The following is a 26,275-nucleotide window of genomic DNA, read 5'->3' as shown; positions in this document are numbered from 1 at the left end:
GGAGGCCCCTGACAAGCGTGGTTTTGCACTTGCTCGACAGTTGCTTGGGGACCGAAAAGGCCTTGCCGCTCACCCTCACCCCACCTACAAGCACCGCGAACAGCCTATTCCCGTGAGTTTTGGAGGATTTCCCATGCGGCCAAGCCGCCGTGCGCCCGACGAATTGCGCCCCGTGACGCTGGAGCGCGGCGTGGTCAAATATGCGGAAGGCTCCTGCCTGGTGAAATTCGGCGACACCCATGTGCTGGTCACCGCCACGCTGGAGGACCGCCTGCCGCCGTGGCTGAAGGGCCAGGGCCGCGGCTGGGTCACCGCCGAATACGGCATGCTGCCGCGCGCGACCTCGGAACGCACCCGCCGCGAGGCCTCCGCCGGCAAGCAGAGCGGCCGCACCGTCGAGATCCAGCGCCTGATCGGCCGCTCCCTTCGCACCATCATCAATCTCGAAGCGCTCGGCGAGCGCCAGATCACGGTCGATTGCGACGTGCTCCAGGCCGACGGCGGCACGCGCACGGCCTCGATCACCGGCGCCTGGGTCGCGCTCGCCGATTGCGTCAACTGGATGAAGGCGCGCAACATGGTCAAGGCCAACGTGCTGCGCGACAACGTCGCCGCGATCTCCTGCGGCATCTACAACGGCACGCCCGTGCTCGACCTCGACTATGCCGAGGATTCGGAAGCCCAGACCGACGCCAATTTCGTCATGACCGGCGATGGCCGCATCATCGAGGTGCAGGGCACCGCGGAACGCGAACCGTTCACACAAGACGAGCTCCTGGCGCTGATGGCGCTGGCCCAGAAGGGTATCGCGCGCCTCGTGGACTTGCAGAAACTGGCCGTCGCGTAGTCAATAGGCCCATGCACCGCCGAATCACCGGAAAGCTCGTCATCGCCACCCACAATCCCGGCAAGCTCGCCGAGATGAAGGAGCTTTTGGCGCCTTACGGCATCGAGGCGGTGTCGGCCGGCGAGCTCGGCCTTTCCGAGCCGGACGAGACCGGCAACGATTTTCGCAGCAACGCCGCGATCAAGGCGATCGCGGCCGCGCACGCGTCCAAGCTTCCGTCCTTCGCCGATGATTCCGGCATCGTGGTCGACGCGCTCGACGGCGCGCCCGGCATCTACAGTGCGCGCTGGGCCGGACCGACCAAGGACTTCACCGCGGCGATGACGCGGATCGAGCGCCTGTTGCAGGAGCGCGGCGCGACCGCGCCCGACAAGCGCAAGGCGCACTTCGTCTCCGCGCTCTGCGTCGCCTGGCCCGACGATCATCTCGAAGAGGTCGAGGCGCGCGTCGACGGCACGCTGGTCTGGCCGCCGCGCGGCACCGCCGGCTTCGGCTATGATCCGATGTTTCGGCCCGACGGGCACACGCGCACCTTCGGCGAGATGACCAGCATCGAGAAGCACGGCCTGCCGCCGCTCGGCCTTGCCCTGTCGCACCGTGCCCGCGCCTTCGTGAAACTGGCGGAGATCTGCCTTGAGCCGCGCTAACGAAGCCTTCGGCGTCTACGTGCACTGGCCGTTCTGCCTGTCGAAGTGCCCCTATTGCGACTTCAACAGCCATGTCCGCCATGCCGCGATCGACGAAGCGCGCTTCGCCTCCGCCTTCGCGCGCGAGATCGAAACGACCGCGCAGCGCGCGCCCGGCCGCGAGGTCACCTCGATCTTCCTCGGCGGCGGCACGCCGTCGCTGATGCAGCCCGCGACCGTCGGCGCCGTGCTCGATTCGATCGGCAAGCACTGGCAGGTCGCTCGTGATGTCGAAGTCACGCTGGAAGCGAACCCGACCAGCGTCGAGGCCACGCGCTTCGCCGGCTATCGCGCCGCCGGCGTCAACCGCGTCTCGCTCGGCGTGCAGGCGCTCGACGATGCTTCGCTGAAGGCGCTCGGCCGCATGCACAGCGCGCGCGAAGCGCTGGACGCGGTCGCCATCGCGCGCCGCTCGTTCGAGCGTTATTCGTTCGACCTGATCTACGCCCGCCCCGACCAGACGCCGGCGATGTGGGCCGATGAACTGCGTCTTGCGATCGCGGAGGCGGCCGAGCATCTGTCGCTCTATCAATTGACGATCGAGGAGGGCACGCCGTTCTTCGGCCTGCACCACGCCGGCAAATTGAAGACGCCGGACGAGGCGGTCGCGCGCGCGCTCTACGACGTCACGCAGGAAACCTGCGACAAGCTCGGCCTGCCCGCTTACGAGATCTCCAATCACGCGCGGCGCGGCGCCGAATGCCGGCACAATCTGGTCTACTGGCGCGGCGACGAATATGCCGGCATCGGCCCCGGCGCGCACGGCCGGCTCGACATCGACGGGATCAGGCACGCCACCGCCACCGAGAAGCGTCCCGAAGCCTGGCTGTTGCGGGTCGAGACCAACGGCCACGGCGTCGTCACCGACGATCTCCTCAACAGCGAGGAGCGCGCCGATGAATTTTTGCTGATGGGACTCCGTCTCGCCGAAGGCATCGATCCCGAACGCTACACCGCCCTCTCCGGCCGCGCGCTCGACCCCAAGCGCATCGCCCTGCTGCGTGAGGAAGGCGCGATCACGGTCGATGCGACGGGACGGCTGCGCGTAACCAGCAGCGGATTCCCGGTGCTGGATGCGGTGGTCGCGGATCTGGCGGCCTGAGCTCTCTCCCCATCGTCGTCCTGGCGAAAGCCAGGACCCATTTACCCCAGGGAGGAGTTTGGCGAAGAGTCCCAATTATTCTTTGCTGGTACTCGCACTGTAGTCACTCGATAGATCACGCGGTATGGGTCCTGGCTTTCGCCATGACGACGGCGAAAGAACAGCTAAGCCCCAAAACTCTTCGGCGAACCCGCGACCGCGACGCCGCCGCCGGTCGTCACCTTCATCACCGCAAGGCCGCGTTCGTTGGTGCCGTCGGCGCGGAAGCGGAACAGGCCGTCGATGCCGGCAAAGCCCGAGGGGTTGGTGAGCACGTCGGACGAGAAACGGGTGGTGCCCTGCGTGCGCGCGAGCGCGGCGACGAGGGCGACCGCGTCATAGGCGAGCGTTGCGGTGCGAATCGGCTCGGCACCGTATTTGGTGCGGTAGCGGCCGGAGAAGGCGCGGAAGCCGGCGGGATCGGGCGCCGCGTAGAGGCCGCCTTGCAGGCTCGCATTCGCGTAGACGCGCGGATTGTCCCACAGGCCGGTGCCGAGCAGCTGGATGTTGCGCAAGTTCGCGCCGGCGGCCGTCATCGCATCGGCGACCGTCACCACCGCATCGCCGTCATCGGCGATGAACAGCGCATCCGCGCTGCCGAGCTGCTGCGCCACGGTGCGCGCCGGCGTGGCGCGGTCGGCACCATATTTCTCGAACGCGACGATGCGGCCGCCGCGCCGCGGCACCGCCGCCTTCACTGCGGCCTCGACCACATTGCCATAGGCATTGTCGGGCACGAGCACGGCGACGGAGCGTTTTCCGATGCTGGCGGAATATTCGACGATGCGATTGACGTCGGACTCCGGCAGGAACGAGAGCAGATAGACGCCGCGGCCGGCGATGCTGGAATCGGTCGAGAACGCGATGACGGAAATGCCGCGCGTGCGCGCGACCTGCGCCACCGCCGGCACCGACTGCGCGAACAGCGGTCCCAAAATGATCTCGGCGCCTTCGTCGATCGCCTGCTGCGCACCGGCCTGCGCGCCTTGCGGGCTGCCGTTGTCGTCCTTGATCAGGAGCTGGATGTTCGGATTCTGGAATTCGGCCAGCGCCATCTCGGCGGCGTTGCGCATGGATTGCGCGGCGAGGCCGGCGTTGCCGGCGGCCGAGAGCGGCAGGATCACGGCAACCTTCACCCCGCCGGTGCCGGCGGTGGTGGCCTGTTGCGGCGGCCCGGCCGGCTGAGCCGGGGGCGTAGAGGAGCTGCTGAAGGGATTAGAGAACTGGCTCAGGCTCTGCTGCACGCCGGCGCAGGCCGACAGCAAGGGCGCACCGAGCAACAGGCCGAGCGCGCTCCGCCGGGTCGCACCCGACGATTGGGGCCCCGGATCGGGAGATTTTGGATGACGCGGGCCCAGCATGGTGGCTTCTCTTCTGACCTGCCGTCGCCGGCCGGTCACAACAAACTTGTCGCGACAGAAGCCGCGGATTCAGGCATATTGTCGGCAAATAGTTAACCAAAACAAAAGGATAATGACCGCTTAACGCGACCGTCCCTCAAGTCCCGGCCAGCTGTCCGCCGTCCGTCACCCAGCATCAAGGCGGCGTTTCCGCCGCGAATATGGCGCTGACGCTGCATTCCCTCTGGAATGTGATGCCGGATGGATCACATTCCACTCCTCTTCAGTCCTTGCCCCGCCCCTTGGCCTAGCCGCGATCTTTTTCGGAGGACCGGTTCCCAGCCCCGGGGATCATGCCTAAGTTCGATTCATTATGCGCGCAAAGCCGGCCCCGATAAATACGCCTGAAGGCACAGACGCCGCCCCGCGCGGCTTCTCCATCGACGCCCATCGTCTTGCGGCGCCGAAAGCGGCCGCGGGCCTCTATCTGGTCGCGACCCCGATCGGCAATCTCGGCGACATCACGCTGCGCGCGCTTCAGACGCTCGCCGGGGTCGACGTCATCGCCTGCGAGGACACCCGCATCACGCGGCGCCTGACCGAGCGCTACGACATTTCGGCGCAGCTCAAGCCCTATCACGAGCACAATGCCGAGGCGGCGCGCCCGAAGATCCTGGAGCGGCTTTCGCAGGGCGGCTCAATCGCGCTGGTGTCGGACGCCGGCACGCCGCTGATCTCCGATCCCGGCTTCAAGCTGGTGCGCGAGGTGTGCGCCGCCGGCCATGCCGTCTATGCGCTGCCCGGCCCCTCCTCGGTGCTGGCGGCGCTGTCGGTCGCCGCGCTGCCGACCGACCGCTTCTTCTTCGAGGGCTTTCTGCCGGCAAAATCCGCCGCGCGCCGCTCGCGCCTTGCCGAGCTTGCCCGCATCGATGCGACGCTGGTGATGTTCGAGTCCGGCAACCGCGTGCAGGACACGCTCGCCGATCTCGCCGAGATCATGGGGACGCGCGAGGCCGCGATCTGCCGCGAGCTGACGAAGCTGCACGAGGAGATTTCGCGCGCGACGTTGACCGAGCTGGCACGCGAGGCAGATGCGCTGGAGACGCGCGGCGAGTTCGTGCTGGTGATCGCACCGCCTGCGGCGGACGCCGAGATGCTGACATCGCATGCGCTCGACGACCTGCTGCGCGCGCAGCTGGCGACGCACAGCGTCAAGGACGCCGTGGCCCATGCCGTCGCGCTGTCCGGCCGGCCGCGGCGCGAGGTCTATGCCCGCGCACTCGAGCTCGCAAAAGATTTGCGGGGCGGCGATGGCGAAGCCTGAGGGCGGAGCGGAACCGAAAGTCGCCTCGCCCGAGCGCGTTGCCGCGTTCCGCACCGGCATCTCTGCGGAGAGCCGCGCCGCCGCCTATCTCATGGCCAAAGGCTATCGCATCCTAGCCAAGCGCTATCGCACCCCGCATGGCGAAATCGACATCGTGGCGCGCCGGCGCAATTTGATCGCCTTCGTCGAGGTCAAGGCACGCGCCAGCCTCGATGATGCGGCCTATGCGGTGACGCCGCGCCAGCAGCAGCGCATCATCGACGCCGCGCAAGGCTGGCTCGCAGCGCATCCCGAGCATGCCGAATTCGAATTGCGATTCGACGCCATGCTGATTGCGCCGCGATCACTTCCACGCCATGTGTTGGCAGCATTCGACGCCTCGACCTGAAAGGCAGACCATGAAACTGAACGTCGCCGTCCAGATGGACCCCATCGCCCGCATCAATATCAAGGGCGATTCCACCTTCGCGCTGCTTCTGGAGGCGCAGAAGCGCGGCCACGGCCTGTCCTATTACACGCCCGACAAGCTCTCGATGATCGGCGAAGAGCTGGTCGCGCCGGTGCAGCTCCTGACCGTGCGCGACGAGCCCGGCGACCATTTCACCCTCGGGGAGCCCAAGCGCGAGGCGCTCAACGGCTTCGACGTGGTGCTGCTGCGCCAGGACCCGCCGTTCGACCTCGCCTACATCACCTCGACGCATTTCCTGGAGCGGATTCATCCGAAGACGCTGGTCGTCAACGATCCGGCCTCGGTGCGCAACGCGCCGGAAAAGCTGTTCGTGATGAACTTTCCGCAGCTGATGCCGCCGACCCTGATCTCGCGCGACCTCGACGAGATCAACGCGTTCCGAGACAAGCACGGCGCCGTCGTGATGAAGCCGCTGCACGGCCATGGCGGCGCGGCGGTGTTCCGCGTGATGCCGCAGGACATGAATTTCGGCTCGCTGTTCGACATGTTCACGGTCACGTTCAAGGAGCCCTGGGTGATCCAGCAGTTCATCCCCGAGGTGAAGCACGGCGACAAGCGCATCATCCTGGTCAACGGCGAGTTCGCCGGCGCGGTGAACCGCGTGCCCGCTGCCGACGACCTCCGCTCCAACATGGTGCGCGGCGGCGCGGCGCAGGAGACCGAGCTCACCCCGCGCGAGCGCGAGATCTGCGCCACCGTCGGCCCGGCGCTGCGCGAACGCGGCCTGCTGTTCGTCGGCATCGACGTCATCAACGGCAACCTCACCGAGATCAACGTGACATCGCCAACGGGCATCCGCGCCATCGCGCGGCTCGGCGGCCCGGACGTGGCGGCGAAGGTCTGGGACACGATCGAGCAGAAGCGGGCGAAGTAGGGCTCGCACGCTGTCTCTCCCAACGTCGTCCTGGCGAACGCCAGGACGACACCGATGATGTGGCGCATTGCTTCCGTCTTGTTGGCATGACGGCGCGACGCCAGCTCCCACGTCACTAACCACCCATTCACCATGACACCGCGCGCATCGTTCGAATGAACGTCCGCACTGCGTGAATCTACGGGGGCCGCTGGCCGACCGAATAACGCCACGTTCACCATCTGCCCAGAACTCGGGCCGTAGCCGGCCGTCGCATTCGTAACCGCAACACCCCTTATACTTTTACTCCCTACTCATCGACACGGGGAACCCGCCACGTGCGGTTCGAGTGCCCCGCGTAAGAGTAGAGGCGTATGAATACCGCACGCATTGTCGTTCTCGTCATCGCACTGGGCGCCGGCGGCGTCGCTGCGTATCTGGCGAGCGGCTACGACAACAAGCCCGCGCCCGCGCTTCCCGTCGCCGAGAAGCTGCCGACGGTTGAGGTTCTCGTCGCGAAAAACGATATCCAGCTTGGCCAAGCCGTGAAGCCAGAGGATCTGCAATGGCAGTCCTGGCCGGCGGCAACCGCCAGCGGCGCCTTCATCCGCCGCGACAGCAGGCCCGAGGCGCAGACCCAGATCGCCGGCTCGATCGCGCGCGTGCCGTTGATGCAGGGCGAGCCGATCCGCGAGCAGAAGCTGGTGCGGGCCGAGGGCTCCGGCTTCATGGCCGCGATTCTGCCGTCGGGCATGCGCGCCGTTTCCACCGACGTTACAGCCGAGACCAGCGCCGGCGGCTTCATCCTGCCGAACGACCGCGTCGACATCGTCCTGACCCGCCGCCTGAAGAATCCCGACGTCAACGGCCCGACCGCCGGCAACGACCTCATCCTGTCCGAGGTCATCCTGACCAACATCCGCGTGCTCGCGATCGACCAGGCACCGAAGGAAAAGGACGGCCAGAACGCCGTTGTCGGCAAGACCGTCACGCTCGAGCTCAAGCCGGACCAGGTCGCAACGCTCACCGCGGCGCGCCAGGGCGGCACGCTCCAGCTTGCGCTGCGGAGCATCGTCGATGCCAACGCAACCGAACTCACGGCCGAGGACCTGGCGATCAAGCGTTCCGGCGGAGTCAACGTGATCCGCTACGGCGTCCAGGTGCGACAACTGACGTCACAGAAGTGATGGGGATAGCATGAACTACGGGGATGATCGGGCGGGCTTGCGCATTCGGGGGAATCGCGCACGCACGTTCTGGACGGGGGCTATGTTGACACTGGGGCTGCTCGCAGCGCCTGGCCTCGTCAGCGCCGCCGAAGCGCCGGTCGGCGACCAGGCGCCGCTGCAGGCGCCGGATCTTGGCGTGGCATCGGTCGGGACGATCGCGCCGGCGAAGACGCGCTTCCTGTCGCTCGGCGTCGGCAAGTCGGTCGTCATCGACCTGCCCCGCGAGGTCAAGGATGTGCTGGTGGCCGATCCCAAGATCGCCAACGCGGTGATCCGCTCGGCCCAGCGCGCCTATATCATCGGCGGCCAGGTCGGCCAGACCAACGTCGTGTTCTTCACCGCCGACGGCCAGCAGGTCGCCGCCTACGACATCGCGGTGAAGCGAGACCTCAACGGCATGCGTGCCGCGCTGCGCCAGTCGTTGCCGGGCGTGCAAATTGAAGGCATCGGCGACAGCGTGATGCTGACCGGCTCGGTGTCGAGCCCGGTCGAGGCGCAGCAGGCCGGTGAAGTCGCCGCAAAGCTGGTCGGCGGCTCCGAGAAGGTGGTCAACAACATCGTGGTGCGCGGCCGCGACCAGGTGATGCTCAAGGTCGTCGTCGGCGAAGTGCGCCGCGACATCGTCAAGCAATTGGGCGTCGATCTCAGCGCCAGCCTGAACGCCGGCACCGCGGTCGTGAACTTCAACAATTCCAACCCGTTCTCGGTCTCCGGCGGCCCGCTCGTCAGCAGCAACGGGCTCGGTGTTACCGGACTCGCAAAAGGCGTGGCCACCGTCAACGCCACGATGCGGGCGATGGAAACCGCCGGCGTGATGCGGACGCTGGCCGAGCCGAGCCTGACGGCGATCTCGGGCGAATCCGCGACCTTCATCGCGGGCGGCGAATTCCCGATCCCGGGAGGATATGCCTGCGATCCGGTCACCCACGTCTGTACCACCCAGATCACCTACAAGAAGTTCGGCATCTCCCTGAACTTCACGCCGGTCGTGCTCAGCGAAGGACGTATCAGCCTGCGCGTGATGACCGAGGTCTCGGAGCTGTCGAACCAGAACGCCATCTCCGTGACACAGGCGGTGTCCGCGAGCCAGACCAGCTCAGTCACCATCCCCTCGATCCAGACCCGCCGCGCCGAGACCACGCTCGAGATTCCCTCGGGCGGCTCGATGGCGATGGCCGGCCTGATCCAGCAGCAGACCAAGCAGGCGATCAACGGCCTGCCCGGCGTCGACCAGGTGCCGATCATCGGCGCGCTGTTCCGCAGCCAGGACTTCGTCAACAACGAGACCGAGCTGATGGTGATCGTGACGCCCTATGTGGTGCGCGCGGTCGCCCAGAAGGAATTGTCGCGGCCCGACGACGGCTTCGCGCCGGCCTCGGATGCACAGACGGCGCTGCTCGGCCGCATGAACCGGCTCTATGGCATCGCGCGCCGCGTCGATCCGATCGACGGCGCCCGCGGCGATTTCGGCTTCATCATCGACTGAGACCGGCGGACGGCTTGGGGAACGGGGCAAGGATCGGGGCAAGAGGGGATCAAGCGATGACGAAGACCATGGCCGATCGACGTCGCGGCTTAAGCGTCGCGCTGGTGCTGACGGGGCTCTCCGTCATGCTGGGTGCGTGCAACACCACGGGCGAGATCGTCACCCAGACCGTGCCGACCGATTATCGCCAGCGCCATCCGATCGCGGTGCAGGAAGCCAAAAAGTCGATCGTGATTTTCGTCGGCAAGGCGAGAGGCGGCCTCTCGGCCGCACAGCAGTCCGACGTCGCGGGCATCGCCGGGGACTGGGTGCGCGAAGGCACCGGGTCCGTCGTCGTCGACGTGCCGATCGGCAGCGCGAATTCGCGTGCCGCCGCGACGACCTATCATGAGATCCGTTCCGTGCTCGCATCCGGCGGCGTGCCGTCGCGCGCGATCGTCCAGCATCCCTATCGGCCCGAGGATCCCGGACTGCTGCCGACCATCCGCCTGAGCTATTCCCGCATCGCCGCGGTCGCCGGTCCCTGCGGGCTGTGGCCCGAAGACGTCGGTCCGTCCATCCTCGACCCCGGCTACAACGAGAACCACCCGTACTTCAATCTGGGCTGCGCCAGCCAGCGCAACCTCGCGGCGATGATCGACAACCCCGCCGACCTCGAGCAGCCGCGTGCCGAAACGCCGGTCTATACCGCACGTCGCGACATCGCCTTCGATCGCTATCGCAAGGGCGCGGCGATCGCGACTCCCAGCCCCGAGGCCGACAAGGCCAAGCTCAGCGACACAGGCAAATGACGAGCGTCAACGACGAAGAAACGGACCATCCGCGGCACCCCGAGGAGCACATTGCGCCGGTTCCTCGCATCTCGGTGCAGGCCTTTTGCGAGACCGACCAGACGCTCGCCGCGGTAACCGCGGCGGGAGAGGATCGCCGGCTGGCCAAGGCGCACCTGACCGCCAAGGAAGGCGGCCTCGCCGCGGCGATCGAAGTCTATGAGACGATGCCGACGCCGAACGTGATCGTGATCGAATCCGACGGCACGCGCGACATCCTCGAGGGCCTGGACGATCTCGCCGGCGTCTGCGATCCCGGGACCCGCGTGGTCGTGATCGGCAATCCCAACGACACCGCGCCCTATCGCGAGCTGGTGCGCCGCGGCGTCAACGACTATGTGGTGGGACCGGTCGAAACGATCGACGTGGTCCGTTCGATCTGCAGCCTGTTCTCGGCGTCCGAAGCCATCATCACCGGCCGCGTCATCGCGGTGGTCGGCGCCAAGGGCGGCGTCGGCGCGTCCACCGTCGCGCACAATGTGGCCTGGACAATCGCCCGCGACCTCGCGCTCGATTCCGTCGTGATCGACCTCGACCTCGCCTTCGGCACCGCGAGCCTCGACTACAACCAGGACCCGGTGCAGGGCATCGCCAACGCAGTGCTGTCGCAGGACCGGCCCGACACGGCGCTGATGGAGCGCCTGCTCGCCAAATGCACCGAGCGCCTCAGCCTTTTGGCCGCGCCCGCCACCCTTGACCGGGTTTACGATTTCGGCGCGGAAGCCTTCGACGCGGTGTTCGACACGCTGCGCATGACCACGCCCTGCATCGTGCTCGACGTTCCCCATCAATGGTCGGGCTGGACGCGGCGCGCGCTGATCAACGCCGACGACATCGTGATCGTGGCCGAGCCCGATCTCGCGAATTTGCGCAACACCAAGAACATGCTGACCGTACTGAAGACGGCGCGGCCGAACGACCGGCCGCCGCTGTACTGCATCAACCAGGTCGGCATGCACAAGCGCGCGGAGATCGACGTCAAGTCCTTCGCCAAGACCATGGAGAGCCAGCCGATCGCGGTGATCCCGTTCGATTCGAAGCTGTTCTCGACCGCCGCCAACAACGGCCAGATGATCGCGGAGGTCTCCAAGAGCCACCGCACCACCGCGCTGTTCCAGAACATGGCGAACCGCCTTGCCGGGCGCGGCGAGGTGAAGAAGCCGAAGCGCTCGCTGCTCGGACCGCTGTTGAAGAAGCTGAAGGGCCGCTCGGGCCGCGCATCCGCGCCGCATCGCAAGGCGTCGTAGGCGCCAGCGTCGAGACAACACGTCAAACAGAAACCAACGAGTTGGCGGACTACTTCTCGGCCCGCTGCTGCTGCTTCTTCGCCAGCAGCTGCCGCAACGCCGTGATCTTCGCCGCCGCCTGGTCCGGCGGCAAATCTGCCTTCACGAGGATTTCAGCCTCGGCCTCGCGGCCCTGCAATCCCAGCACGAGCGCGAGATTGGCACGGATCCGCGCATCGTTCTGATTGCGCTGATGGGCGCGGCCGAGCACCTGTTCGGCCTTGGGCAGATTGTTTTGCAGCACATAGGACAGGCCGAGATTGGACAGAACCTGCGGCTCGTCCGGCACGATCTTCAGCGCGGTCGCGTAATATTGCTGCGCCTCTTCGTTGCGACCGAGCTGGTCGAGCGCCGCGCCCTGCGCCGACAGGATGCGCCAGTCCGGATCCTCCGGCGTATGCGCGCGGCTCAGAACGTCGAAAGCCTGCTGGAAATTGCCGTTGTCGGCGAGCGCGCGGCCGTAGCCGGCGAGCAGCGCCTTGTTGCGGGGATGGCCGAGCACGGCCTGCTCGAGCACCGCGACCGCCTGGGCGCTCTGCCCGCTCTCGCGCAGCGCCTTGCCGTAGTCGAGCGCGACGTTGGGATCGCTGGGCTTGGCGCGATAACGCTCGCGCAGTGCGTCCATGTCCGGCTTGCCGTCTGCCTTGCTCGCGGCTTCCGACTTGCCGCCGAGCGCGCCGGTGATGTCCTCGATGCCAGTGGTCTGACAGCCGCCGAGGGCAAGGAGCACAAGCGCGGACAGCAGATATCTCGCCGGGCGAGAGGCAAGGGACAAACGCTTGGACATACTCTGATCACTCGGCGACTGATCAGGGATGCTTACCGATTAACGCTAAATTCCCGTTAAGGACGTGAGCCCCGCAGTCTAATCGGTGAACTCGGCGCCGAACTCGCACCCGATGCGCCAGCGCAGGCGGCACTGGCGGGAATAGTCCGGCGCGAAGATGATGGTGAATTGCGGCGGCACTTCCAGGAATTCCGCCACCACTTTCACGCCCCCGTCCGAAATATCGGTGATCGTGCAATCTCGCGGCAGCGAGCCCGCGCCAAAGTGAATCTTGGCGAGCCGGCTGCACACCCGACGTTCGCTTCTCCGGCGATTTGCAAGCATTTTGATTGTTCACTTGTTAGATCACGGCCCATCCCGCAGCCCTAGGAGTAGCGGACATTCGTTGGGATGTGCTGAGGACAGAAGCTTGCATTCGACGCGTAGTGTCCGCGTCCTGTTTACGATTGGTTAGGGCTTGCGCGGCGCCGGATATGTTCCCGTATTGTTCTTGCGGAGGGTGGCCGGCTCTGCTACCCTCGATTGTGCGAGAGGGCAGGCTGGTTCGGCATGGTTCAACGGGTTTCTACCGTCGCCTTTGAAGGGATCGAGGCCCGCGCGGTCGACGTGCAGGTGCAGGTCGCGCCGGGCCTGCCGGCCTTTGCCATCGTCGGCCTGCCGGACAAGGCGGTGTCCGAGGCGCGCGAGCGGGTCCGCTCGGCGCTGATCGCCTCGGGCCTGGCGCTGCCGGCGCGGCGGATCATCGTCAATCTGGCCCCCGCCGATCTGCCCAAGGAAGGCAGCCATTACGACCTGCCGATCGCACTCGGGCTGATGGCGGCAATCGGCGCGATTCCGCCGGATGCGCTGACCGGCTTCACCGTGCTCGGCGAGCTCGGCCTCGACGGCTCGATCGCGCCTGTGGCCGGCGTTCTTCCCGCCGCGATCGGCGCCAATGTGCGCGAGGAAGGCTTGATCTGTCCGGCCGCCTGCGGCTCGGAAGCGGCCTGGGCGAGCCCGGACATCCAGATCATCGCCGCACAATCGCTGATCCAGATCGCCAACCACTTCAAGGGCACGCAGGTGCTGTCGCGGCCCTCGCCGAAAGTGCACGAGGCCGCCGCCTCAAAGCTCGACCTGCGCGACATCAAGGGCCAGGAAAGCGCCAAGCGGGCGCTGGAGATCGCGGCCGCCGGCGGACATCACCTGCTGATGATCGGCGCACCCGGCGCCGGCAAGTCGATGCTGGCGGCGCGCCTGCCCTCGATCCTGCCGCCGCTGTCGCCGGGCGAGCTGCTCGAGGTCTCGATGATCGCCTCCGTTGCCGGCGAGATCGAGGGCGGCGCGCTGACCGCGCGGCGCCCGTTCCGCTCGCCGCATCATTCCGCCAGCATGGCCGCGCTCACCGGCGGCGGCATGCGCGCCAAGCCCGGCGAGATCTCGCTCGCGCATCAGGGCGTGCTGTTCCTCGACGAGCTGCCGGAGTTCGATCCGCGCGTGCTGGATTCGCTGCGCCAGCCGCTGGAGAACGGCGAGGTCTCGGTGTCCCGCGCCAATCATCGCGTCACCTACCCTGCCCGCTTCATGCTGGTCGCGGCGATGAATCCCTGCCGCTGCGGCAACGCCTTCGAGCCCGGCTATGCCTGCAAGCGCGGCCGCATCGATCGCTGCACCGGCGACTACCAGGCGCGCATCTCGGGGCCCTTGATGGACCGCATCGATTTGCGCATCGAGGTTCCGGCGGTGACCGCGGCCGACCTGATCCTGCCGCCGCCGGCGGAGGGATCGGCCGAGGTTGCCGCGCGCGTGGCGGCGGCGCGAGACATCCAGCTTGCGCGCTACACAGATATCGGCCTGCCGAATGTCCGCACCAATGCCGAGGCGCCTGCCTCCGTGCTGGAAGACATCGCCAAGCCGGACGCGCAAGGCGCCAAGCTGCTGCGCGACGCCGCCGAGACCATGCGGCTGTCGGCGCGCGGCTATCACCGCGTGCTGCGCGTGGCGCGCACGCTCGCCGACCTCGACAACGCCGACAAGATCGGCCGGCTGCATCTCGCCGAAGCGCTGTCCTACCGCGCACTCGCGGAGGATGTACGCCAGATGGCTTGATCATTCCGCGCATCAACCCGGCGGTAACGAGTTTCCTTTACGCTCTGCAAACCATAAGGCCCACAAGTTCCCGGACGGGCCCGGCGAGTAGAGTGTCATGTTGCGTTTCAAGATCCTGGCCTCGGTTGTTCCCCTGTTGGCGGCTGCGGTGTTTGCCCGCAGCGAGATCGGATCGGTCTCACATCCCTGCATCGCGCTGGGCGACACCTCCGTCGAGCTGACATCGCTGTTCTGGACGGCCGGCATCCATGTCGCCTTCACAGACGATCCGACGCGGGCCACGGTGCGGGTCCAGATCACCGACGATGCGGACGGTGCGGACTTCGCGGTCGTGGACGACGGCCTCGGCGCCGAGCCGGACTCCTGCCAGGCCAATCCGCAGACCCGGCTCATCACGATTGCCGCGCAGCCGGTCGACGGCGGACCGGTGATCTACCTCTCCACGGACGGGCCGGCCGACTATCGCATCTATGTGCGCTCGAAGACGTTTTCGCAGCGCGAGGCAGCGGCGCTGATCGTCGGCGCCCACGACGGTCACCGCCCGTTCCAGGCCGCCTCGCTCTGAAGCGCGATGATTATCCCGCTTCAGAGTTGGTGTCGGAGCATGATCTTTCCGGAAAACCGCTGCACACTTTTCCGGATCATGCTCTGAGGCGTTAACACCTCGTCAACCTTGTTTGGAGGCGACCCGAAAGCCTCAAGCTGTTCGCAAGGTCGGCGGGACATCGTCGCAGCGGCGAGCGCGGGGTTTTAAGAGTCGGGGTCGGTGGCGATGGGTCGGACGTTCCGGATCAAGGTGCGCATGCGCCGCTTCAGGCGGCAGCACCCCCGCATTGCCTTCGCGATCCGCTCCTTCATGATCTTCTCGGCGACGTTCGGCGGCGCTTATGGCTTTGTCTCCGGCAGCCGCTCCGAGAATTCCGGTTACGATCCCCACACCTTTGCGATCGGCGCGAGCTTCCTGTTCGCGCTCGCCTGCCTTGGCCTCGCGACGCTCAGCATGCGGCTGCGTTTCGTCAACAAGCGGCTGCGCAAGCTCGCCGCCCACAACGAGGCACTGATCGATCGCAATTGGGAGCTGAAGGAAGCCGAGGAGCGCGCCCGCAGCCTGTTCGAACAGCAGGGCGACCTGATCGTGCTGCGCGATCACCAGAACCGCATCACCTTTGCCAACGACGCCTATTGCGCGCTCGCGGGACAGGCGCGCGGCGCGCTGGTCGGCACGCGCTTTGATTTCGACGTGCTGGAGCAGGGCGACAGTGCCCGCGAAAGCAGTGGCACACGCGTTCACGACCAGAAGATCGCAACCCCGCTCGGCGCGCGCTGGATCGCCTGGCGCGAGGGCTATGTCCGCCTCGACGCCGGCCAGCCGGCCGAATTGCAGAGTGTAGGGCGCGACGTCACCGACCGCACCGAGACCGAGCGCGCCTTGTCCGACGCCCGCGACCAGGCCGATGCCGCCAACCGCGCCAAATCGCGTTTCCTCGCGATGGCCTCGCACGAGATCCGCACGCCGCTCAACGGCATCATCGGCATGGGCGGCCTCTTGCTCGACACCACGCTGACGCTGGAGCAGGCGACCTACGCGAAGGCCGTGAAGACCTCCGGCGAAGCGCTGATGGCGCTGATCGAGGAGCTGCTCGACTATTCCAAGATCGAAGCCGGCAAGCTCGATCTCGAGCAACGCCCCTTCGCGCTCTCGACCCTGATCGAGGAGATCACCGAGCTGCTCGCGCCCCGCGCGCAGGCGAAGACGCTCGAGATCGCCGCCTATGTCGACGAGCGCCTGCCGCTCGAGGTGGTCGGCGACGCCGCGCGGCTGCGCCAGGTGCTGCTCAACCTCGCCGGCAACGCCATCAAGTTCACCGCAAGCGGCGGTGTCGCGCTGATCGTCGAGCCCGGCATCTGGCCGAACGAGATCAGCTTTCTCGTCCGCGACACCGGCATCGGCATCGCAGCCGAAGCGCAGCAACGCATCTTCCGCGAGTTCGAGCAGGCCGACGAGCGCGTCGCCCGCACCTATGGCGGCACCGGGCTCGGTCTTGCCATCAGCGAGCGCATCGTCAAGCGCATGGGCGGCCGGATCACACTCGCGAGCGAACCGGGCAAGGGCTCGACCTTCGAGGTCGCGGTGCCGCTCGCGCCGTCAGAGGCCCGCGCGGGGCAGACCGCGTTCCCGAGCCCCGACCTCACCGGCAAGTCGATCCTCCTGATTGCCGAGGGCATCGAGGCCTCGCTGATCGCGCGGCGCCTGGAGCGCTGGGGCAGCCAGACCTGCCTGGTGACCGACGCCACGGTCGCGGAAGCGCTGCTGCCGGAACGCTCATGGCACGCGGTGCTGGTCGATCGCGCGATCGGCCCTGCAATTGCCGACCGGCTGGTCGAAGTGGCCCGCGCCCATGCGCCGCAACGGCTGGTGCTGCTGACGTCGAGCTCGCGCCATGAAAAGCAGTCGGCGGCGTTCACCGGTTTTCTGGTGAAGCCGCTGCGCGCGGCCTCGCTCGCCGCACGCCTCGCGCTGACCCCGGAGGTTGCCTCGCCCGAGCTTGCGCCGGAGCCTCCGGTGGAATCCACGAGCGCGGCGCCGGCAAGGGGGCTCTCGGTCCTCGTCGCCGAGGACAACGAGATCAACGCGCTGCTGATGCGCTCGCTGCTGACCAAGCTCGGCCACCGCGTCGTCATCGCCGTCCATGGCGAGGCCGCGCTGGAATCCTGGCTCGCTGCCGGCTCGGCCGGCACGCCCTATGATCTCGTGCTGATGGACATCCAGATGCCGCAGCTCGACGGCATCGAAGCGACCAAGCGCATCCGCGCGCATGAGGCCGCCACCGGCGGCCACCACACGCCGATCCTCGCGCTCACCGCCAATACGCTGGTGGAGGACCGCTACGCCTGCTTCGAGGCCGGCATGAACGGATTCCTGATCAAGCCGCTCGACCGCGACAAGCTGGACGAAGCGCTGGCGGGACTGGCGGCGTCGCGGCAGCTGGCGGGCTGATCCCGGATTTACGGGAACCTCACCTCGGCTGGCAATCGCCAATTGAAGTCGGCTGCACGGCGCGTCACCATCCTCCGGGGCATTTGCAAAGAGGATGTCGCACATGAACGTGCTTTGCCGCCTCGCAGTCATTGTCCTTCTCGCCGGATTCTCCCGACACGCCGCCGCCGATACGCCGGATCTCGTCTCATCGCTCAAGCAAGGCGGCTACGTGCTGATCTTTCGGCACACTGCGACCGACGATAGCCAAAAGGACGTCTACCCCTTCAGGTTCGACGACATGAGCGCCCAGCGTCAGCTCAGTGAAAAGGGCAGGGACATGGCGCGCCAGATCGGGGCGGCGGTCAAGGAGCTCGCGATCCCGATCGGCGATGTCTACACCAGCCGGCTGAACCGCGCGATCGAGACCGGCAAGCTGATCTCCGGCCGCGAGGTCAGGCCGGTCGACGCGTTGACAGACAGCAGCAACGCCAGCGCATCGGGAATGGCAAACCCGGCCGGCGCAAATGCCAAGGCCGGCCAGTCCGTGCGACAGCTCGTCGATGCACCGCCGAAGGCCGGCACCAACACGTTCCTGGTCACCCACAAGACGAATATCGCCGATGCCTTTGGCAAGGATGCCGGCGACGTGCAGGAGGGCGAAGCTTTCGTCTACAAGGCCAGCGGCTCCGGCCCGGCCGCCTTTGCAGGGCGCATCAAGCCTGCGGACTGGAGCGCGAAGGCCGGCAGGTGACAGACCGCATCGAACCCGGCCGCCTGCGCGACGGGACGGGCGTGACTTGCCGCCCCGCCGCAGTCCTGTGATACCAACGTCCCGTGAGGAGCGACTGAAAGGCCGGCGACACGTGAGAACATCGGAAGACCGCTCATTCCTCGTCTTGCTTGCGGCAATCTCCGTCGCGTTCGGCTGGCTGCTATGGCCGTTCTCCGGCGCATTGTTGTGGGCGACGCTGCTGGCGATCATCTTCGCGCCACTCTATCGACTTTGCCTGGAAACGTTCCCGGAATGGCGCAACCTTGCGGCACTTTCCACCGTCCTCGTCGTGGTCGTCATGGTCCTGATCCCTGTGGCCGTCGTGATCGCCTCGCTCGTCGAGCAGGGAGGGGAGCTGTATCAGCGTGTTCAGACCGGGGAGATCAGTTTCGCTCATCCCCTGCAGCAACTGAAATCCGCGCTGCCCGACTGGGCCGCGTCCGTCTCGGACCGTCTGGCCGGGATTGATCTTTCGGCCCTGAAGGAACGCCTCTCGAGCCTTGTCGTCCCGGCCGGCCAGCAGCTGGCCGGCCACGCGATCAACATCGGTCAGTTGACGGTGGAGTTCGTCGCAAGCTTGCTCGTGATGCTATACCTGCTGTTCTTTTTCCTGCGCGACGGTGACGAGCTGAACCTGCGCATCCGCGACGCGCTGCCGCTGCGTAGGAGCCACACCGCCGCGATTCTGGATGCGTTCACCCTTTCGGTTCGCGGGACGATCAAGGGGATCATACTGGTTGCGCTGATCCAGGGAGCGCTTGGCGGGCTGATCTTCTGGCTGCTCGGCCTGACTGCGCCGCTGCTGGCCGGCGCCCTCATGGCGCTACTTTCACTTCTGCCTGTGCTCGGCTCCGCCCTGGTCTGGGTTCCGGTCGGCCTCTACCTGCTCGTGGCAGGCGCAGTCACGAAGGGAATGATCCTGCTCGTTTTCGGCACCTTCGTGATCGGTCTTGCCGACAACTTTCTCCGCCCTGTCCTGGTCGGCCAGTCAATCCGAATGCCAAGCTATGTTGTGCTGCTCGCCACCCTGGGCGGCCTTGCGACTTTCGGCGCGAACGGCTTTGTCATTGGCCCGCTCGTCGCCGCAATGTTTCTGACGGCGTGGCACATCTTCGTCGGCTCGAAAGAGCAACAAGAGGTCCGGAATTGACCCGCTACCCGGCGTGACGGTCAACCATGGAGCCCATCGCGCCTTCGATGCGTCATAGCCAAAAACCTTTTGTCGGCCTGCGACAAAAGACACTCTGCCCGAACAAGCCAGGCCTTGTCAGCCGGCGCGCTTACAGCCGCCGCAGCGCCACGCTCTCGACCACGTGGTCGGGGCCCTTTTTCAGGATGAGCGTCGCGCGGGGACGGGTCGGCAGGATGTTGTCCTCGAGATTGGCGAGGTTGGTGCGTTCCCAGATCGCGATCGCGGTGGCGGTGGCCTCCTCGTCGGACAACAGCGCGTAGCGGTTGAAGTAGGATTTGGGATTGGTGAACGCGGTGTCGCGCAGCGCCAGGAAGCGCTTGATGTACCAGCGCCGCAGCGCCGCTTCGTCGGCATCGATATAGACCGAGAAATCGAAGAAGTCGGAGACCACGGGCACCGCCTTGCCGTCGCGCGGCAACTTGCCGGTTTGCAGCACGTTGACGCCCTCGACGATCAGGATGTCGGGCTGGTCGATCTCCACCCATTGGTTCGGCACGATGTCGTAGGTCAGATGCGAATAGACCGGGGCGCGGACGTGGCGGCGGCCGGCCTTGATGTCGGAGAGGAAGCCAAGCAGCAGCGGCAGGTCGTAGCTCTCCGGAAAACCCTTCTTCTGCATGATGCCCTGCCGGTCGAGCACGGCATTCGGGTACAGAAAACCGTCGGTCGTGATCAGGTCCACCTTCGGGCGCGGCGACCAGCGCGCCAGCAGCGCCTGGAGCACGCGGGCCGTGGTGGATTTTCCGACCGCGACCGAGCCGGCGACGCCGATGATGTAGGGCATCTTGCGGTCGCGGATGTTGAGGAACTGGCGCTCCGCGTAATACAGGCGCTGCATCGCGTCGACATAGATCGACAGCAGCCGCGACAGCGGCAGGTAGATGTCCTCGACCTCCTGCAAGTCGAGGCGATCGTGCAGCGAACGCAGCCGGTCGAACTCGCCCGGCTCCAGCGTCATCGGCGTGTCGTCGCGCAACCGCGCCCATTGCTCGCGGGTATAGACCCGGTACGGATTATACTGCTGCTCGGGTGCGCGGATATCCATGACGCCGCCTTTCCGTTGCGACTTGCTCACTCTTTACGCGAAGCTTTTTCTTCCAACCCTGACATCGAGGTTCGCTTGCCCAGCGCGGCCTCGACCTCTTCCAGCTTTATGCCGCGTGCCTTCAAAAGCACAAGGAAATGATAGAGCAGATCGGCACCTTCGGCGATCAGATGCGCGCGATCGTTTTCGACTGCTGCGATTACGGTTTCGACTGCTTCCTCGCCGAACTTCTTGGCGCAATGCTCGGCGCCCTTGTCCAGGAGCTTGCGGGTATAGGAGCCCTCGCCGCCGGCCGCGGCGCGGGCGTCGATGGTCTCGGCCAGATCGTGGATCGTGAAACGCGGCATCGGAACTACTCGGAAACACACTTGGCAGCACACCTGGCCACGGCAGCCAAGCCCAACGGCCTATGTAGCATTTTCAGGAGCGGGAGTCGTCAGGCATCCAGGCGCATGGGCAGGCCGCGCCGGGCCATGTGCTCCTTGGCCTCGCGGACGGTGAATTCCCCGAAATGGAAGATCGAGGCCGCCAGCACTGCCGTGGCGTGTCCGTCGCGGATACCGTCGACGAGGTGGTCGAGATTGCCGACGCCGCCCGAGGCGATTACGGGAACGGGAATACTGTCGGCGATCGCCCGAGTCAGCGGGATATCGAACCCCTGCCTTGTGCCGTCGCGGTCCATCGAGGTCAGCAGGATTTCACCGGCGCCGAGCGAGACCACTTCCTGGGCATATTCGATGGCGTCGATGCCGGTCGCGTTGCGGCCGCCATGGGTGAAGATCTCCCAGCGGTCACCGCCCGGGCGCTTGACCCGCTTGGCGTCGATCGCGACCACCACGCACTGCTCGCCGAATTTTTCGGCCGCTTCCTTGACGAACTCGCGCCGCGACACCGCGGCGCTGTTGATCGAGACCTTGTCCGCGCCGGCGCGCAGCAACGTCTTGATATCGTCGACCTCGCGCACGCCGCCGCCGACGGTCACAGGCATGAAGCAGGCCTCCGCCGTGCGGCGGACCACGTCGAGCATGATGCCGCGGTTCTCATGGGTCGCGGTGATGTCGAGGAAGGTGAGCTCATCGGCGCCGGCGGCGTCATAGGCGATCGCGGCTTCGACGGGGTCGCCGGCATCGCGCAGGTCGACGAAATTGACGCCCTTGACGACTCTTCCGTCCTTGACGTCGAGGCAGGGGATCACGCGCACCTTGAACATCGGATGTCTCCTAGGCGGCGCGCGCGTTGCGGATCAGGGTGAGGGCGGTGGCGGGATCGAGCCGGCCGTCATAGAGCGCACGGCCAGCGATCGCGCCGGCGAGCTTCGATGCGCGCGGCGTCAGCATCGCCTTGACGTCGTCGATCGAGGCAAGGCCGCCGGAGGCGATCACCGGGATGGAGATGCTGTCGGCCAGCGCGATGGTTGCGTCCAGGTTCAGGCCCTTGAGCAGGCCGTCGCGCGCAATGTCGGTGAAGATGATGGCGGCAACGCCGGCATCCTCGAACCGCTGCGCGATCTCCAAAGCAGTCACCTGCGAGGTCTCCGCCCAGCCCTCGACCGCGACCTTGCCGTCGCGGGCGTCTAACCCGACCGCGACGCGGCCGGGGAATTTCTTGGCCGCAGCCTTCACCAGTTCAGGATCGCGCACCGCGGCGGTGCCGATGATGACGCGGGTGATGCCCTTTTCGAGCCAGGCTTCGACGGTCGCGAGGTCGCGAATGCCGCCGCCGAGCTGCACAGGGATCTTGATCGTCTTCAGCATCGCCTCGACAGCCTGCGCGTTCACCGGCTTGCCGGCAAAGGCACCGTCGAGATCGACGACGTGGAGATACTCAAACCCCTGCTCGGCAAAGCTCTGCGCCTGCGCCGCGGGATTGAGGTTGAACACGGTCGCGCGCGCCATGTCGCCTTGCTCGAGGCGCACGCACTGGCCGTTCTTGAGGTCGATCGCGGGGAAAAGAATCACGGCTTCCATCGCAAAAAGTTCGAGATCAGAGCGAGGCCAAAACGCTGGCTCTTCTCGGGGTGGAATTGCGTGCCGATGGCGGTGTCCTTCGCGACGATCGCGGTGACAGGCCCGCCATAGTCGGCGCGCGCGAGCACGTCCGCCTCATTGGCGGCGTTGAGGTGGTAGGAGTGCACGAAATAGGCGTGCTGGCCCTTGGGGCCGAGCGGCAGCTTGTTCAGCACCGGGTGCTCGCGCAGCACGTCGAGCGTGTTCCAGCCCATGTGCGGGATCTTCAGGCTTTCGTCGCGCGGCGTGATCTTCTCGACGTCGCCGCCGATCCAGTTCAGGCCCTGCGTGATGACATGCTCCTTGCCGCGGGTGGCGAACAGCTGCATGCCGACGCAGATGCCGAACATCGGCCGCGCCTTGACCCGCACCGCTTCGGTGATCGCCTCGACCATGCCGTTGACGGCGTCGAGGCCGCGCCGGCAATCGGCGAAGGCGCCGACGCCCGGCAGCACCAGGCGATCGGCGCCGTAAGCCTGATCCGGATCGCTCGTGACGAAGACCTTTTGCGGGTCCTCCAGGCTGCGCGCGGCGCGCTCGAAGGCTTTCGCGGCGGAATGCAGATTACCGGAACCGTAATCGATGATGGCGATGCTCATCTTGACCCTCCCGGTTCTGGAAACAAACCAATGATGCCGCCGGCCGGAATTGGCGGCGGGTTCGAGAATTGCTGGCCCGGCGTATTGCGGGTCGGCGGCGGGCCGCCACGATCGACGGCCCATTGATCGTTGACGATGCCGTGCTGCTTCTGGCTCCAGCGCTCGAAGAAGCGGCGCTCGGCGGTGTCCTCGTCGTCGGAGATGACGATATCGAGCTGCCGCCACTTGCCGCGCGACAGCGTCCAGCGCCGCAGGCTGGAAGCCTCGAACCCCATCAGCACCGCAACGATCATATTGGCGAAGAAGATCGAGCTGCGGCCGACGCCGAGGCGGTGCAGTCCGGCATCGAACGCAGCCAGGAAGACGATCCAGCCGATCAGCGCCAGCCATAGCCGATTCCACAGCAGCCAGAACGGGCCGAAGATCATCGCCCAGAAATGGAAGCCGTCGCGCACGAAGACGAACTTGTCGGTCGCGCGCAGATCGGCTCCGGCAGGGGAGGGAGCATGAACTGTGTAGACAGGCATGGTGATGCCCCGTTCTCAAGAATTCAGTGATGCCGCCGGCGTCGTTTCGTCAACCGACGGAGATGTCAGCCGCCGAGCGAGCCCTTGGTGGACGGGATTTCACCCGCCGCCTTCGGATCGATCGCAACCGCCGCCCGCAGCGCCCGCGCCAGACCCTTGAAGCAGGACTCGGCGATATGGTGGCTGTTATCGCCATATAGGGTCTCGACGTGGAGAGTCACGCCGGCGTTCATGGCGAAGGCCTGGAACCACTCGCGCACGAGCTCGGTGTCGAACTCACCGATCTTGTCGCGGGGGAAGTCGACCTTGAACACCAGGACCGGGCGGCCGGAGATGTCGATCACGACGCGCGACAGGGTCTCGTCCATCGGCATGTGCACGCCGGCATAGCGGGTGATGCCCGCCATGGTGCCGAGCGCCTGCTTGACCGCCTGGCCGAGCGCGATGCCGGTGTCTTCGGTGGTATGGTGATGATCAATGTGCAGGTCGCCGACCGCCTTGACCGTGAGGTCGATGCGGGAATGGCGGGCGAGGAGATCGAGCATATGGTCGAAAAAGCCGATGCCGGTCGCGATATTGGACACGCCGGTGCCATCGAGGTTCACGGTGACCTCGATGTCGGTTTCCTTGGTCTTGCGCTTGATCGTCGCGGTGCGCATCAAAACTAGCTTTCGCTTTATTTGAGCATGATCTTTGTCGGAAAACCGGTGCCCACTTTTCCGGATCATGCTCGGGGGCCGAAAACGGGGGTCTTTTAACAGCCCCATGACGCCTTCGCTACTGCGGGAACGGCTGGCCGGGCTCTACTTCTGCCTATGGTGAGCGAAATTGGGGCCGGAGCGGCCCGTTGTGCCCTCGCCCCCGACCGCCTAAATCAGCCCGGACAACGAGGATCATTCATGCAGGATTCCCAGAAAAGCTCGCCGGGCTGGCACGGCACCACGATCTTGACGGTCCGCAAGGGCGGCAAGGTGGTGATCGGCGGCGACGGCCAGGTCTCGATCGGCCAGACCGTGATCAAGTCCAACGCCAAGAAGGTCCGCAAGCTCGGCAGGGGCGACGTCATCGGCGGCTTTGCCGGCGCCACCGCCGACGCCTTCACGCTCTTTGAGCGGTTGGAAGCCAAGCTCGAGCAATATCCGGGGCAATTGACCCGCGCCGCGGTCGAGCTCGCCAAGGACTGGCGCACCGACCGTTACCTGCGGCGGCTGGAGGCCATGATGATCGTGGCCGACAAGGACGTCTCCCTGGTGCTGACAGGCACCGGCGACGTGCTCGAGCCCGAGGCCGGCGTGATGGCGATCGGCTCCGGCGGTAACTATGCACTGGCGGCCGCGCGGGCCCTGCTCGACACCGACAAGGACGCCGAGACCATCGTCCGCCGCTCCCTCGACATCGCCGCCGACATCTGCGTCTACACCAACCGCAATGTGACCATCGAAAGCCTGGCGACCGGCTAGGCCTGTGATTGAACAGCGGAGCCCAGGACTGGCTGTAACCTCTCCCGCTTGCGGGAGAGGTCGCGCCAAAGGCGCGGGTGAGGGCTCCCTCCCCTTGGGGGCTGTCCCGTTGCGGAAGCACCCTCTCCCAAACCCTCTCCCGCAAGCGGGAGAGGGAGTGCAGCTCCGCCATGGTCGCTAGATGACCCAAAGCTACACCTTCCGCCCGATGACTGCGGCCGACCTGCCGCTGATCCGGCGGTGGCTGGGCGAAGCGCATGTGCGGGAATGGTGGGGCGATCCGGGCGAGCAGTTTGCGCTGGTCAACGGCGACCTCGATGAGCCGGCGATGGACCAGTTCATCGTGTTGGCCGGCGACAAGCCGTTCGGCTATCTTCAGTGCTACCGCCTGACCGCCTGGAATACGGGCTTCGGGCCGCAACCGGAGGGCGCGCGTGGGATCGATCAGTTCATCGGCGAAAGCGACATGATCGCGCGCGGCCACGGTTCGGCCTTCATCCGCCAATTCGTCGACGAGCAGCTGCGGCAAGGCCTACCGCGCGTCGTCACCGATCCAGACCCGCTCAACTCGCGTGCCGTACGCGCCTATGAGAAGGCGGGCTTCGTCCGCGACCGCATGGTCGAGACGCCGGACGGGCCGGCGCTGTTGATGGTGCGCGAGCCATGACGCTGGCAACCACGCACGAAAGCAAAGCCGCGGTGCCGGCATTCGCCTGGGTCAGCATCGCGCTGTTGCTGCTGGCGCTGCAGGCCTCGATCCTGTTCGCGATGGGCCGGGTGCCGATCTGCACCTGCGGCTATGTCAAGCTGTGGCACGGCGTGGTGAACAGCTCGGAGAACTCCCAGCACATCGCCGACTGGTACAGCTTCTCGCACGTCCTGCACGGCTTCCTGTTCTACGGATTGACTTTTCTGCTATTCGCGCGCCTGCCGTTGCTGCCTCTGTCGTGGCCGGCACGGCTGATCGTCGCCATGCTGATCGAAGGCGCCTGGGAGATCGTCGAGAACTCGCCATTCATCATCGAGCGCTACCGCGCCGGCACGATCTCGCTGGACTATTTTGGCGACAGCATCGTCAATTCGGTCTCTGACAATCTGGCCATGGTGCTGGGGTTCCTCGCCGCACGCGTTCTGCCGGTCTGGGTCACCGTGATGATCGGGCTCGCCTTCGAGATCATGCTGGCGCTCCACATTCGCGACAATCTGACGCTCAATATCCTGATGCTGATCCATCCGATCGAGGCCGTGAAGCAATGGCAATCGGGGCCGCCGATCATCTGACGGCCGAAAAAGCGACTTGTCCCGGCCCGCATCTGACCCTAGCTAAG

General features: G+C 66.2%; 28 protein-coding genes. 18 read left to right on the top strand and 10 right to left on the bottom strand.

Features of this window, described 5'->3' with window-relative positions:
• The first annotated feature begins 133 nt into the window (after positions 1–133).
• The 3 genes from rph to hemW are packed head-to-tail and all read left to right on the top strand — an operon-like array spanning position 134 to position 2,635.
• On the top strand, positions 134–847 hold the full coding sequence (gene rph / locus EI171_RS05875; RefSeq protein WP_011083501.1) for a ribonuclease PH: 714 nt from the start codon (positions 134–136) through the stop codon (positions 845–847).
• Positions 848–858: 11 nt separating this feature from the next.
• Positions 859–1,494, top strand: coding sequence for an RdgB/HAM1 family non-canonical purine NTP pyrophosphatase (gene rdgB, locus EI171_RS05870; protein ID WP_011083500.1), 636 nt, complete (start codon positions 859–861; stop codon positions 1,492–1,494).
• Entirely contained in the window at positions 1,481–2,635 is a 1,155-nt protein-coding gene (gene hemW / locus EI171_RS05865) for a radical SAM family heme chaperone HemW (protein WP_161532817.1), read from the top strand. Before rdgB ends, hemW begins: the two co-directional genes overlap by 14 nt.
• Before the next feature lie 164 nt (positions 2,636–2,799).
• On the opposite strand, the gene EI171_RS05860 is transcribed toward hemW, so the two are convergent.
• Positions 2,800–4,035, bottom strand: a complete 1,236-nt coding sequence (locus tag EI171_RS05860) for a penicillin-binding protein activator (protein ID WP_161532816.1) — start codon at positions 4,033–4,035, stop codon at positions 2,800–2,802.
• Between the two features lie 352 nt (positions 4,036–4,387).
• On the opposite strand from EI171_RS05860, the gene rsmI reads away from it, so the two are divergent.
• The 7 genes from rsmI to EI171_RS05825 all read left to right on the top strand — a co-directional run bounded on the left by rsmI (position 4,388) and on the right by EI171_RS05825 (position 11,452).
• Positions 4,388–5,338 carry a 16S rRNA (cytidine(1402)-2'-O)-methyltransferase gene (gene rsmI / locus EI171_RS05855; protein ID WP_161532815.1) on the top strand — a complete coding sequence of 317 codons (951 nt, stop codon included), beginning with the start codon at positions 4,388–4,390 and terminating at the stop codon, positions 5,336–5,338.
• Entirely contained in the window at positions 5,325–5,726 is a 402-nt protein-coding gene (locus tag EI171_RS05850) for a YraN family protein (protein ID WP_011083496.1), read from the top strand. Before rsmI ends, EI171_RS05850 begins: the two co-directional genes overlap by 14 nt.
• A gap of 10 nt (positions 5,727–5,736) precedes the next feature.
• The gene (gene gshB, locus EI171_RS05845; RefSeq protein WP_011083495.1) at positions 5,737–6,681 is read left to right on the top strand and encodes a glutathione synthase; all 945 of its coding nucleotides are present in this window, start codon (positions 5,737–5,739) and stop codon (positions 6,679–6,681) included.
• Between the two features lie 353 nt (positions 6,682–7,034).
• Positions 7,035–7,847 carry a Flp pilus assembly protein CpaB gene (gene cpaB, locus EI171_RS05840; RefSeq protein ID WP_011083494.1) on the top strand — a complete coding sequence of 271 codons (813 nt, stop codon included), beginning with the start codon at positions 7,035–7,037 and terminating at the stop codon, positions 7,845–7,847.
• Between the two features lie 10 nt (positions 7,848–7,857).
• Positions 7,858–9,375: a type II and III secretion system protein family protein gene (locus EI171_RS05835; protein WP_161532814.1), complete on the top strand. Its 1,518-nt coding sequence runs from the start codon at positions 7,858–7,860 to the stop codon at positions 9,373–9,375.
• A gap of 56 nt (positions 9,376–9,431) precedes the next feature.
• The gene (locus tag EI171_RS05830; RefSeq protein WP_161532813.1) at positions 9,432–10,166 is read left to right on the top strand and encodes a CpaD family pilus assembly protein; all 735 of its coding nucleotides are present in this window, start codon (positions 9,432–9,434) and stop codon (positions 10,164–10,166) included.
• Complete coding sequence (locus tag EI171_RS05825) at positions 10,163–11,452, top strand: AAA family ATPase (RefSeq protein WP_038965131.1); 1,290 nt, start codon at positions 10,163–10,165, stop codon at positions 11,450–11,452. Before EI171_RS05830 ends, EI171_RS05825 begins: the two co-directional genes overlap by 4 nt.
• A 49-nt stretch (positions 11,453–11,501) precedes the next feature.
• On the opposite strand, the gene EI171_RS05820 is transcribed toward EI171_RS05825, so the two are convergent.
• Positions 11,502–12,278 carry a tetratricopeptide repeat protein gene (locus EI171_RS05820; protein WP_011083490.1) on the bottom strand — a complete coding sequence of 259 codons (777 nt, stop codon included), beginning with the start codon at positions 12,276–12,278 and terminating at the stop codon, positions 11,502–11,504.
• Positions 12,279–12,356: 78 nt separating this feature from the next.
• Positions 12,357–12,602: a PilZ domain-containing protein gene (locus tag EI171_RS05815; RefSeq protein WP_011083489.1), complete on the bottom strand. Its 246-nt coding sequence runs from the start codon at positions 12,600–12,602 to the stop codon at positions 12,357–12,359.
• Between the two features lie 225 nt (positions 12,603–12,827).
• Here EI171_RS05815 and EI171_RS05810 point away from each other — a divergent pair, with 225 nt between their 5' ends.
• The 5 genes from EI171_RS05810 to EI171_RS05790 all read left to right on the top strand — a co-directional run bounded on the left by EI171_RS05810 (position 12,828) and on the right by EI171_RS05790 (position 19,268).
• Positions 12,828–14,366, top strand: coding sequence for a YifB family Mg chelatase-like AAA ATPase (locus EI171_RS05810; protein WP_161532812.1), 1,539 nt, complete (start codon positions 12,828–12,830; stop codon positions 14,364–14,366).
• A 97-nt stretch (positions 14,367–14,463) separates the two neighbouring features.
• Positions 14,464–14,931: a hypothetical protein gene (locus EI171_RS05805; protein WP_011083487.1), complete on the top strand. Its 468-nt coding sequence runs from the start codon at positions 14,464–14,466 to the stop codon at positions 14,929–14,931.
• Positions 14,932–15,138: 207 nt separating this feature from the next.
• Positions 15,139–17,364: an ATP-binding protein gene (locus tag EI171_RS05800; RefSeq protein ID WP_161532811.1), complete on the top strand. Its 2,226-nt coding sequence runs from the start codon at positions 15,139–15,141 to the stop codon at positions 17,362–17,364.
• Positions 17,365–17,467: 103 nt separating this feature from the next.
• Positions 17,468–18,097: a histidine phosphatase family protein gene (locus EI171_RS05795; protein ID WP_161532810.1), complete on the top strand. Its 630-nt coding sequence runs from the start codon at positions 17,468–17,470 to the stop codon at positions 18,095–18,097.
• Positions 18,098–18,209: 112 nt separating this feature from the next.
• A complete protein-coding gene (locus tag EI171_RS05790) occupies positions 18,210–19,268 on the top strand; it encodes an AI-2E family transporter (protein ID WP_038965128.1) in 1,059 nt (352 codons plus the stop codon).
• 130 nt (positions 19,269–19,398) lie between these two features.
• Here EI171_RS05790 and coaA read toward each other — a convergent pair whose 3' ends face one another.
• The 7 genes from coaA to hisB form a co-directional block, all read right to left on the bottom strand.
• Positions 19,399–20,355 carry a type I pantothenate kinase gene (gene coaA, locus EI171_RS05785; RefSeq protein ID WP_027543772.1) on the bottom strand — a complete coding sequence of 319 codons (957 nt, stop codon included), beginning with the start codon at positions 20,353–20,355 and terminating at the stop codon, positions 19,399–19,401.
• Positions 20,356–20,381: 26 nt separating this feature from the next.
• Entirely contained in the window at positions 20,382–20,702 is a 321-nt protein-coding gene (locus tag EI171_RS05780; protein ID WP_011083482.1) for a phosphoribosyl-ATP diphosphatase, read from the bottom strand.
• An 89-nt stretch (positions 20,703–20,791) separates the two neighbouring features.
• Positions 20,792–21,565: an imidazole glycerol phosphate synthase subunit HisF gene (gene hisF / locus EI171_RS05775; protein WP_011083481.1), complete on the bottom strand. Its 774-nt coding sequence runs from the start codon at positions 21,563–21,565 to the stop codon at positions 20,792–20,794.
• A gap of 10 nt (positions 21,566–21,575) precedes the next feature.
• Positions 21,576–22,322 carry a 1-(5-phosphoribosyl)-5-[(5-phosphoribosylamino)methylideneamino]imidazole-4-carboxamide isomerase gene (hisA, locus tag EI171_RS05770; RefSeq protein WP_161532809.1) on the bottom strand — a complete coding sequence of 249 codons (747 nt, stop codon included), beginning with the start codon at positions 22,320–22,322 and terminating at the stop codon, positions 21,576–21,578.
• The gene (hisH, locus tag EI171_RS05765) at positions 22,310–22,960 is read right to left on the bottom strand and encodes an imidazole glycerol phosphate synthase subunit HisH (RefSeq protein WP_011083479.1); all 651 of its coding nucleotides are present in this window, start codon (positions 22,958–22,960) and stop codon (positions 22,310–22,312) included. Before hisH ends, hisA begins: the two co-directional genes overlap by 13 nt.
• Entirely contained in the window at positions 22,957–23,487 is a 531-nt protein-coding gene (locus tag EI171_RS05760) for a DUF2628 domain-containing protein (protein ID WP_011083478.1), read from the bottom strand. Before EI171_RS05760 ends, hisH begins: the two co-directional genes overlap by 4 nt.
• A gap of 65 nt (positions 23,488–23,552) precedes the next feature.
• Positions 23,553–24,146, bottom strand: coding sequence for an imidazoleglycerol-phosphate dehydratase HisB (gene hisB / locus EI171_RS05755; RefSeq protein ID WP_027543777.1), 594 nt, complete (start codon positions 24,144–24,146; stop codon positions 23,553–23,555).
• Between the two features lie 240 nt (positions 24,147–24,386).
• Between hisB and hslV the strand changes: the two genes are divergently transcribed.
• From hslV to EI171_RS05740, 3 genes are all read left to right on the top strand, one after another.
• Positions 24,387–24,947 (top strand): ATP-dependent protease subunit HslV, encoded by a 561-nt coding sequence (gene hslV, locus EI171_RS05750; protein WP_011083476.1) that lies wholly within the window; start codon positions 24,387–24,389, stop codon positions 24,945–24,947.
• 181 nt (positions 24,948–25,128) lie between these two features.
• Positions 25,129–25,614 carry a GNAT family N-acetyltransferase gene (locus EI171_RS05745; RefSeq protein ID WP_161532808.1) on the top strand — a complete coding sequence of 162 codons (486 nt, stop codon included), beginning with the start codon at positions 25,129–25,131 and terminating at the stop codon, positions 25,612–25,614.
• Positions 25,611–26,228, top strand: a complete 618-nt coding sequence (locus tag EI171_RS05740) for a DUF2585 domain-containing protein (RefSeq protein ID WP_011083474.1) — start codon at positions 25,611–25,613, stop codon at positions 26,226–26,228. Before EI171_RS05745 ends, EI171_RS05740 begins: the two co-directional genes overlap by 4 nt.
• The last annotated feature ends 47 nt before the right edge of the window (positions 26,229–26,275 follow it).

It is taken from the genome of Bradyrhizobium sp. LCT2, from assembly GCF_009931255.1.
GTDB classification, from domain to species: Bacteria; Pseudomonadota; Alphaproteobacteria; order Rhizobiales; family Xanthobacteraceae; genus Bradyrhizobium; species Bradyrhizobium diazoefficiens.
Note: the sequence above shows the minus strand (reverse complement) of the source record. Positions and strands in the feature narration are given on the sequence as shown.

Bases quoted from the DNA above. Each gene is read 5' to 3' on its own strand.
- EI171_RS05795 (WP_161532810.1), top strand. From the start codon at position 17,468: ATGAACGTGCTTTGCCGCCTCGCAGTCATTGTCCTTCTCGCCGGATTC.
- EI171_RS05835 (WP_161532814.1), top strand. From the start codon at position 7,858: ATGAACTACGGGGATGATCGGGCGGGCTTGCGCATTCGGGGGAATCGC.
- EI171_RS05820 (WP_011083490.1), bottom strand. From the start codon at position 12,278: ATGTCCAAGCGTTTGTCCCTTGCCTCTCGCCCGGCGAGATATCTGCTG.
- rdgB (WP_011083500.1), top strand. From the start codon at position 859: ATGCACCGCCGAATCACCGGAAAGCTCGTCATCGCCACCCACAATCCC.
- hslV (WP_011083476.1), top strand. From the start codon at position 24,387: ATGCAGGATTCCCAGAAAAGCTCGCCGGGCTGGCACGGCACCACGATC.
- EI171_RS05850 (WP_011083496.1), top strand. From the start codon at position 5,325: ATGGCGAAGCCTGAGGGCGGAGCGGAACCGAAAGTCGCCTCGCCCGAG.
- hisF (WP_011083481.1), bottom strand. From the start codon at position 21,565: ATGTTCAAGGTGCGCGTGATCCCCTGCCTCGACGTCAAGGACGGAAGA.
- EI171_RS05800 (WP_161532811.1), top strand. From the start codon at position 15,139: ATGGGTCGGACGTTCCGGATCAAGGTGCGCATGCGCCGCTTCAGGCGG.
- rph (WP_011083501.1), top strand. From the start codon at position 134: ATGCGGCCAAGCCGCCGTGCGCCCGACGAATTGCGCCCCGTGACGCTG.
- EI171_RS05810 (WP_161532812.1), top strand. From the start codon at position 12,828: ATGGTTCAACGGGTTTCTACCGTCGCCTTTGAAGGGATCGAGGCCCGC.
- coaA (WP_027543772.1), bottom strand. From the start codon at position 20,355: ATGGATATCCGCGCACCCGAGCAGCAGTATAATCCGTACCGGGTCTAT.
- gshB (WP_011083495.1), top strand. From the start codon at position 5,737: ATGAAACTGAACGTCGCCGTCCAGATGGACCCCATCGCCCGCATCAAT.
- EI171_RS05830 (WP_161532813.1), top strand. From the start codon at position 9,432: ATGACGAAGACCATGGCCGATCGACGTCGCGGCTTAAGCGTCGCGCTG.
- EI171_RS05760 (WP_011083478.1), bottom strand. From the start codon at position 23,487: ATGCCTGTCTACACAGTTCATGCTCCCTCCCCTGCCGGAGCCGATCTG.
- rsmI (WP_161532815.1), top strand. From the start codon at position 4,388: ATGCGCGCAAAGCCGGCCCCGATAAATACGCCTGAAGGCACAGACGCC.
- EI171_RS05780 (WP_011083482.1), bottom strand. From the start codon at position 20,702: ATGCCGCGTTTCACGATCCACGATCTGGCCGAGACCATCGACGCCCGC.
- hisA (WP_161532809.1), bottom strand. From the start codon at position 22,322: ATGGAAGCCGTGATTCTTTTCCCCGCGATCGACCTCAAGAACGGCCAG.
- EI171_RS05740 (WP_011083474.1), top strand. From the start codon at position 25,611: ATGACGCTGGCAACCACGCACGAAAGCAAAGCCGCGGTGCCGGCATTC.
- hisB (WP_027543777.1), bottom strand. From the start codon at position 24,146: ATGCGCACCGCGACGATCAAGCGCAAGACCAAGGAAACCGACATCGAG.
- EI171_RS05745 (WP_161532808.1), top strand. From the start codon at position 25,129: ATGACCCAAAGCTACACCTTCCGCCCGATGACTGCGGCCGACCTGCCG.
- hisH (WP_011083479.1), bottom strand. From the start codon at position 22,960: ATGAGCATCGCCATCATCGATTACGGTTCCGGTAATCTGCATTCCGCC.
- cpaB (WP_011083494.1), top strand. From the start codon at position 7,035: ATGAATACCGCACGCATTGTCGTTCTCGTCATCGCACTGGGCGCCGGC.
- EI171_RS05815 (WP_011083489.1), bottom strand. From the start codon at position 12,602: ATGCTTGCAAATCGCCGGAGAAGCGAACGTCGGGTGTGCAGCCGGCTC.
- EI171_RS05805 (WP_011083487.1), top strand. From the start codon at position 14,464: ATGTTGCGTTTCAAGATCCTGGCCTCGGTTGTTCCCCTGTTGGCGGCT.
- EI171_RS05825 (WP_038965131.1), top strand. From the start codon at position 10,163: ATGACGAGCGTCAACGACGAAGAAACGGACCATCCGCGGCACCCCGAG.
- EI171_RS05860 (WP_161532816.1), bottom strand. From the start codon at position 4,035: ATGCTGGGCCCGCGTCATCCAAAATCTCCCGATCCGGGGCCCCAATCG.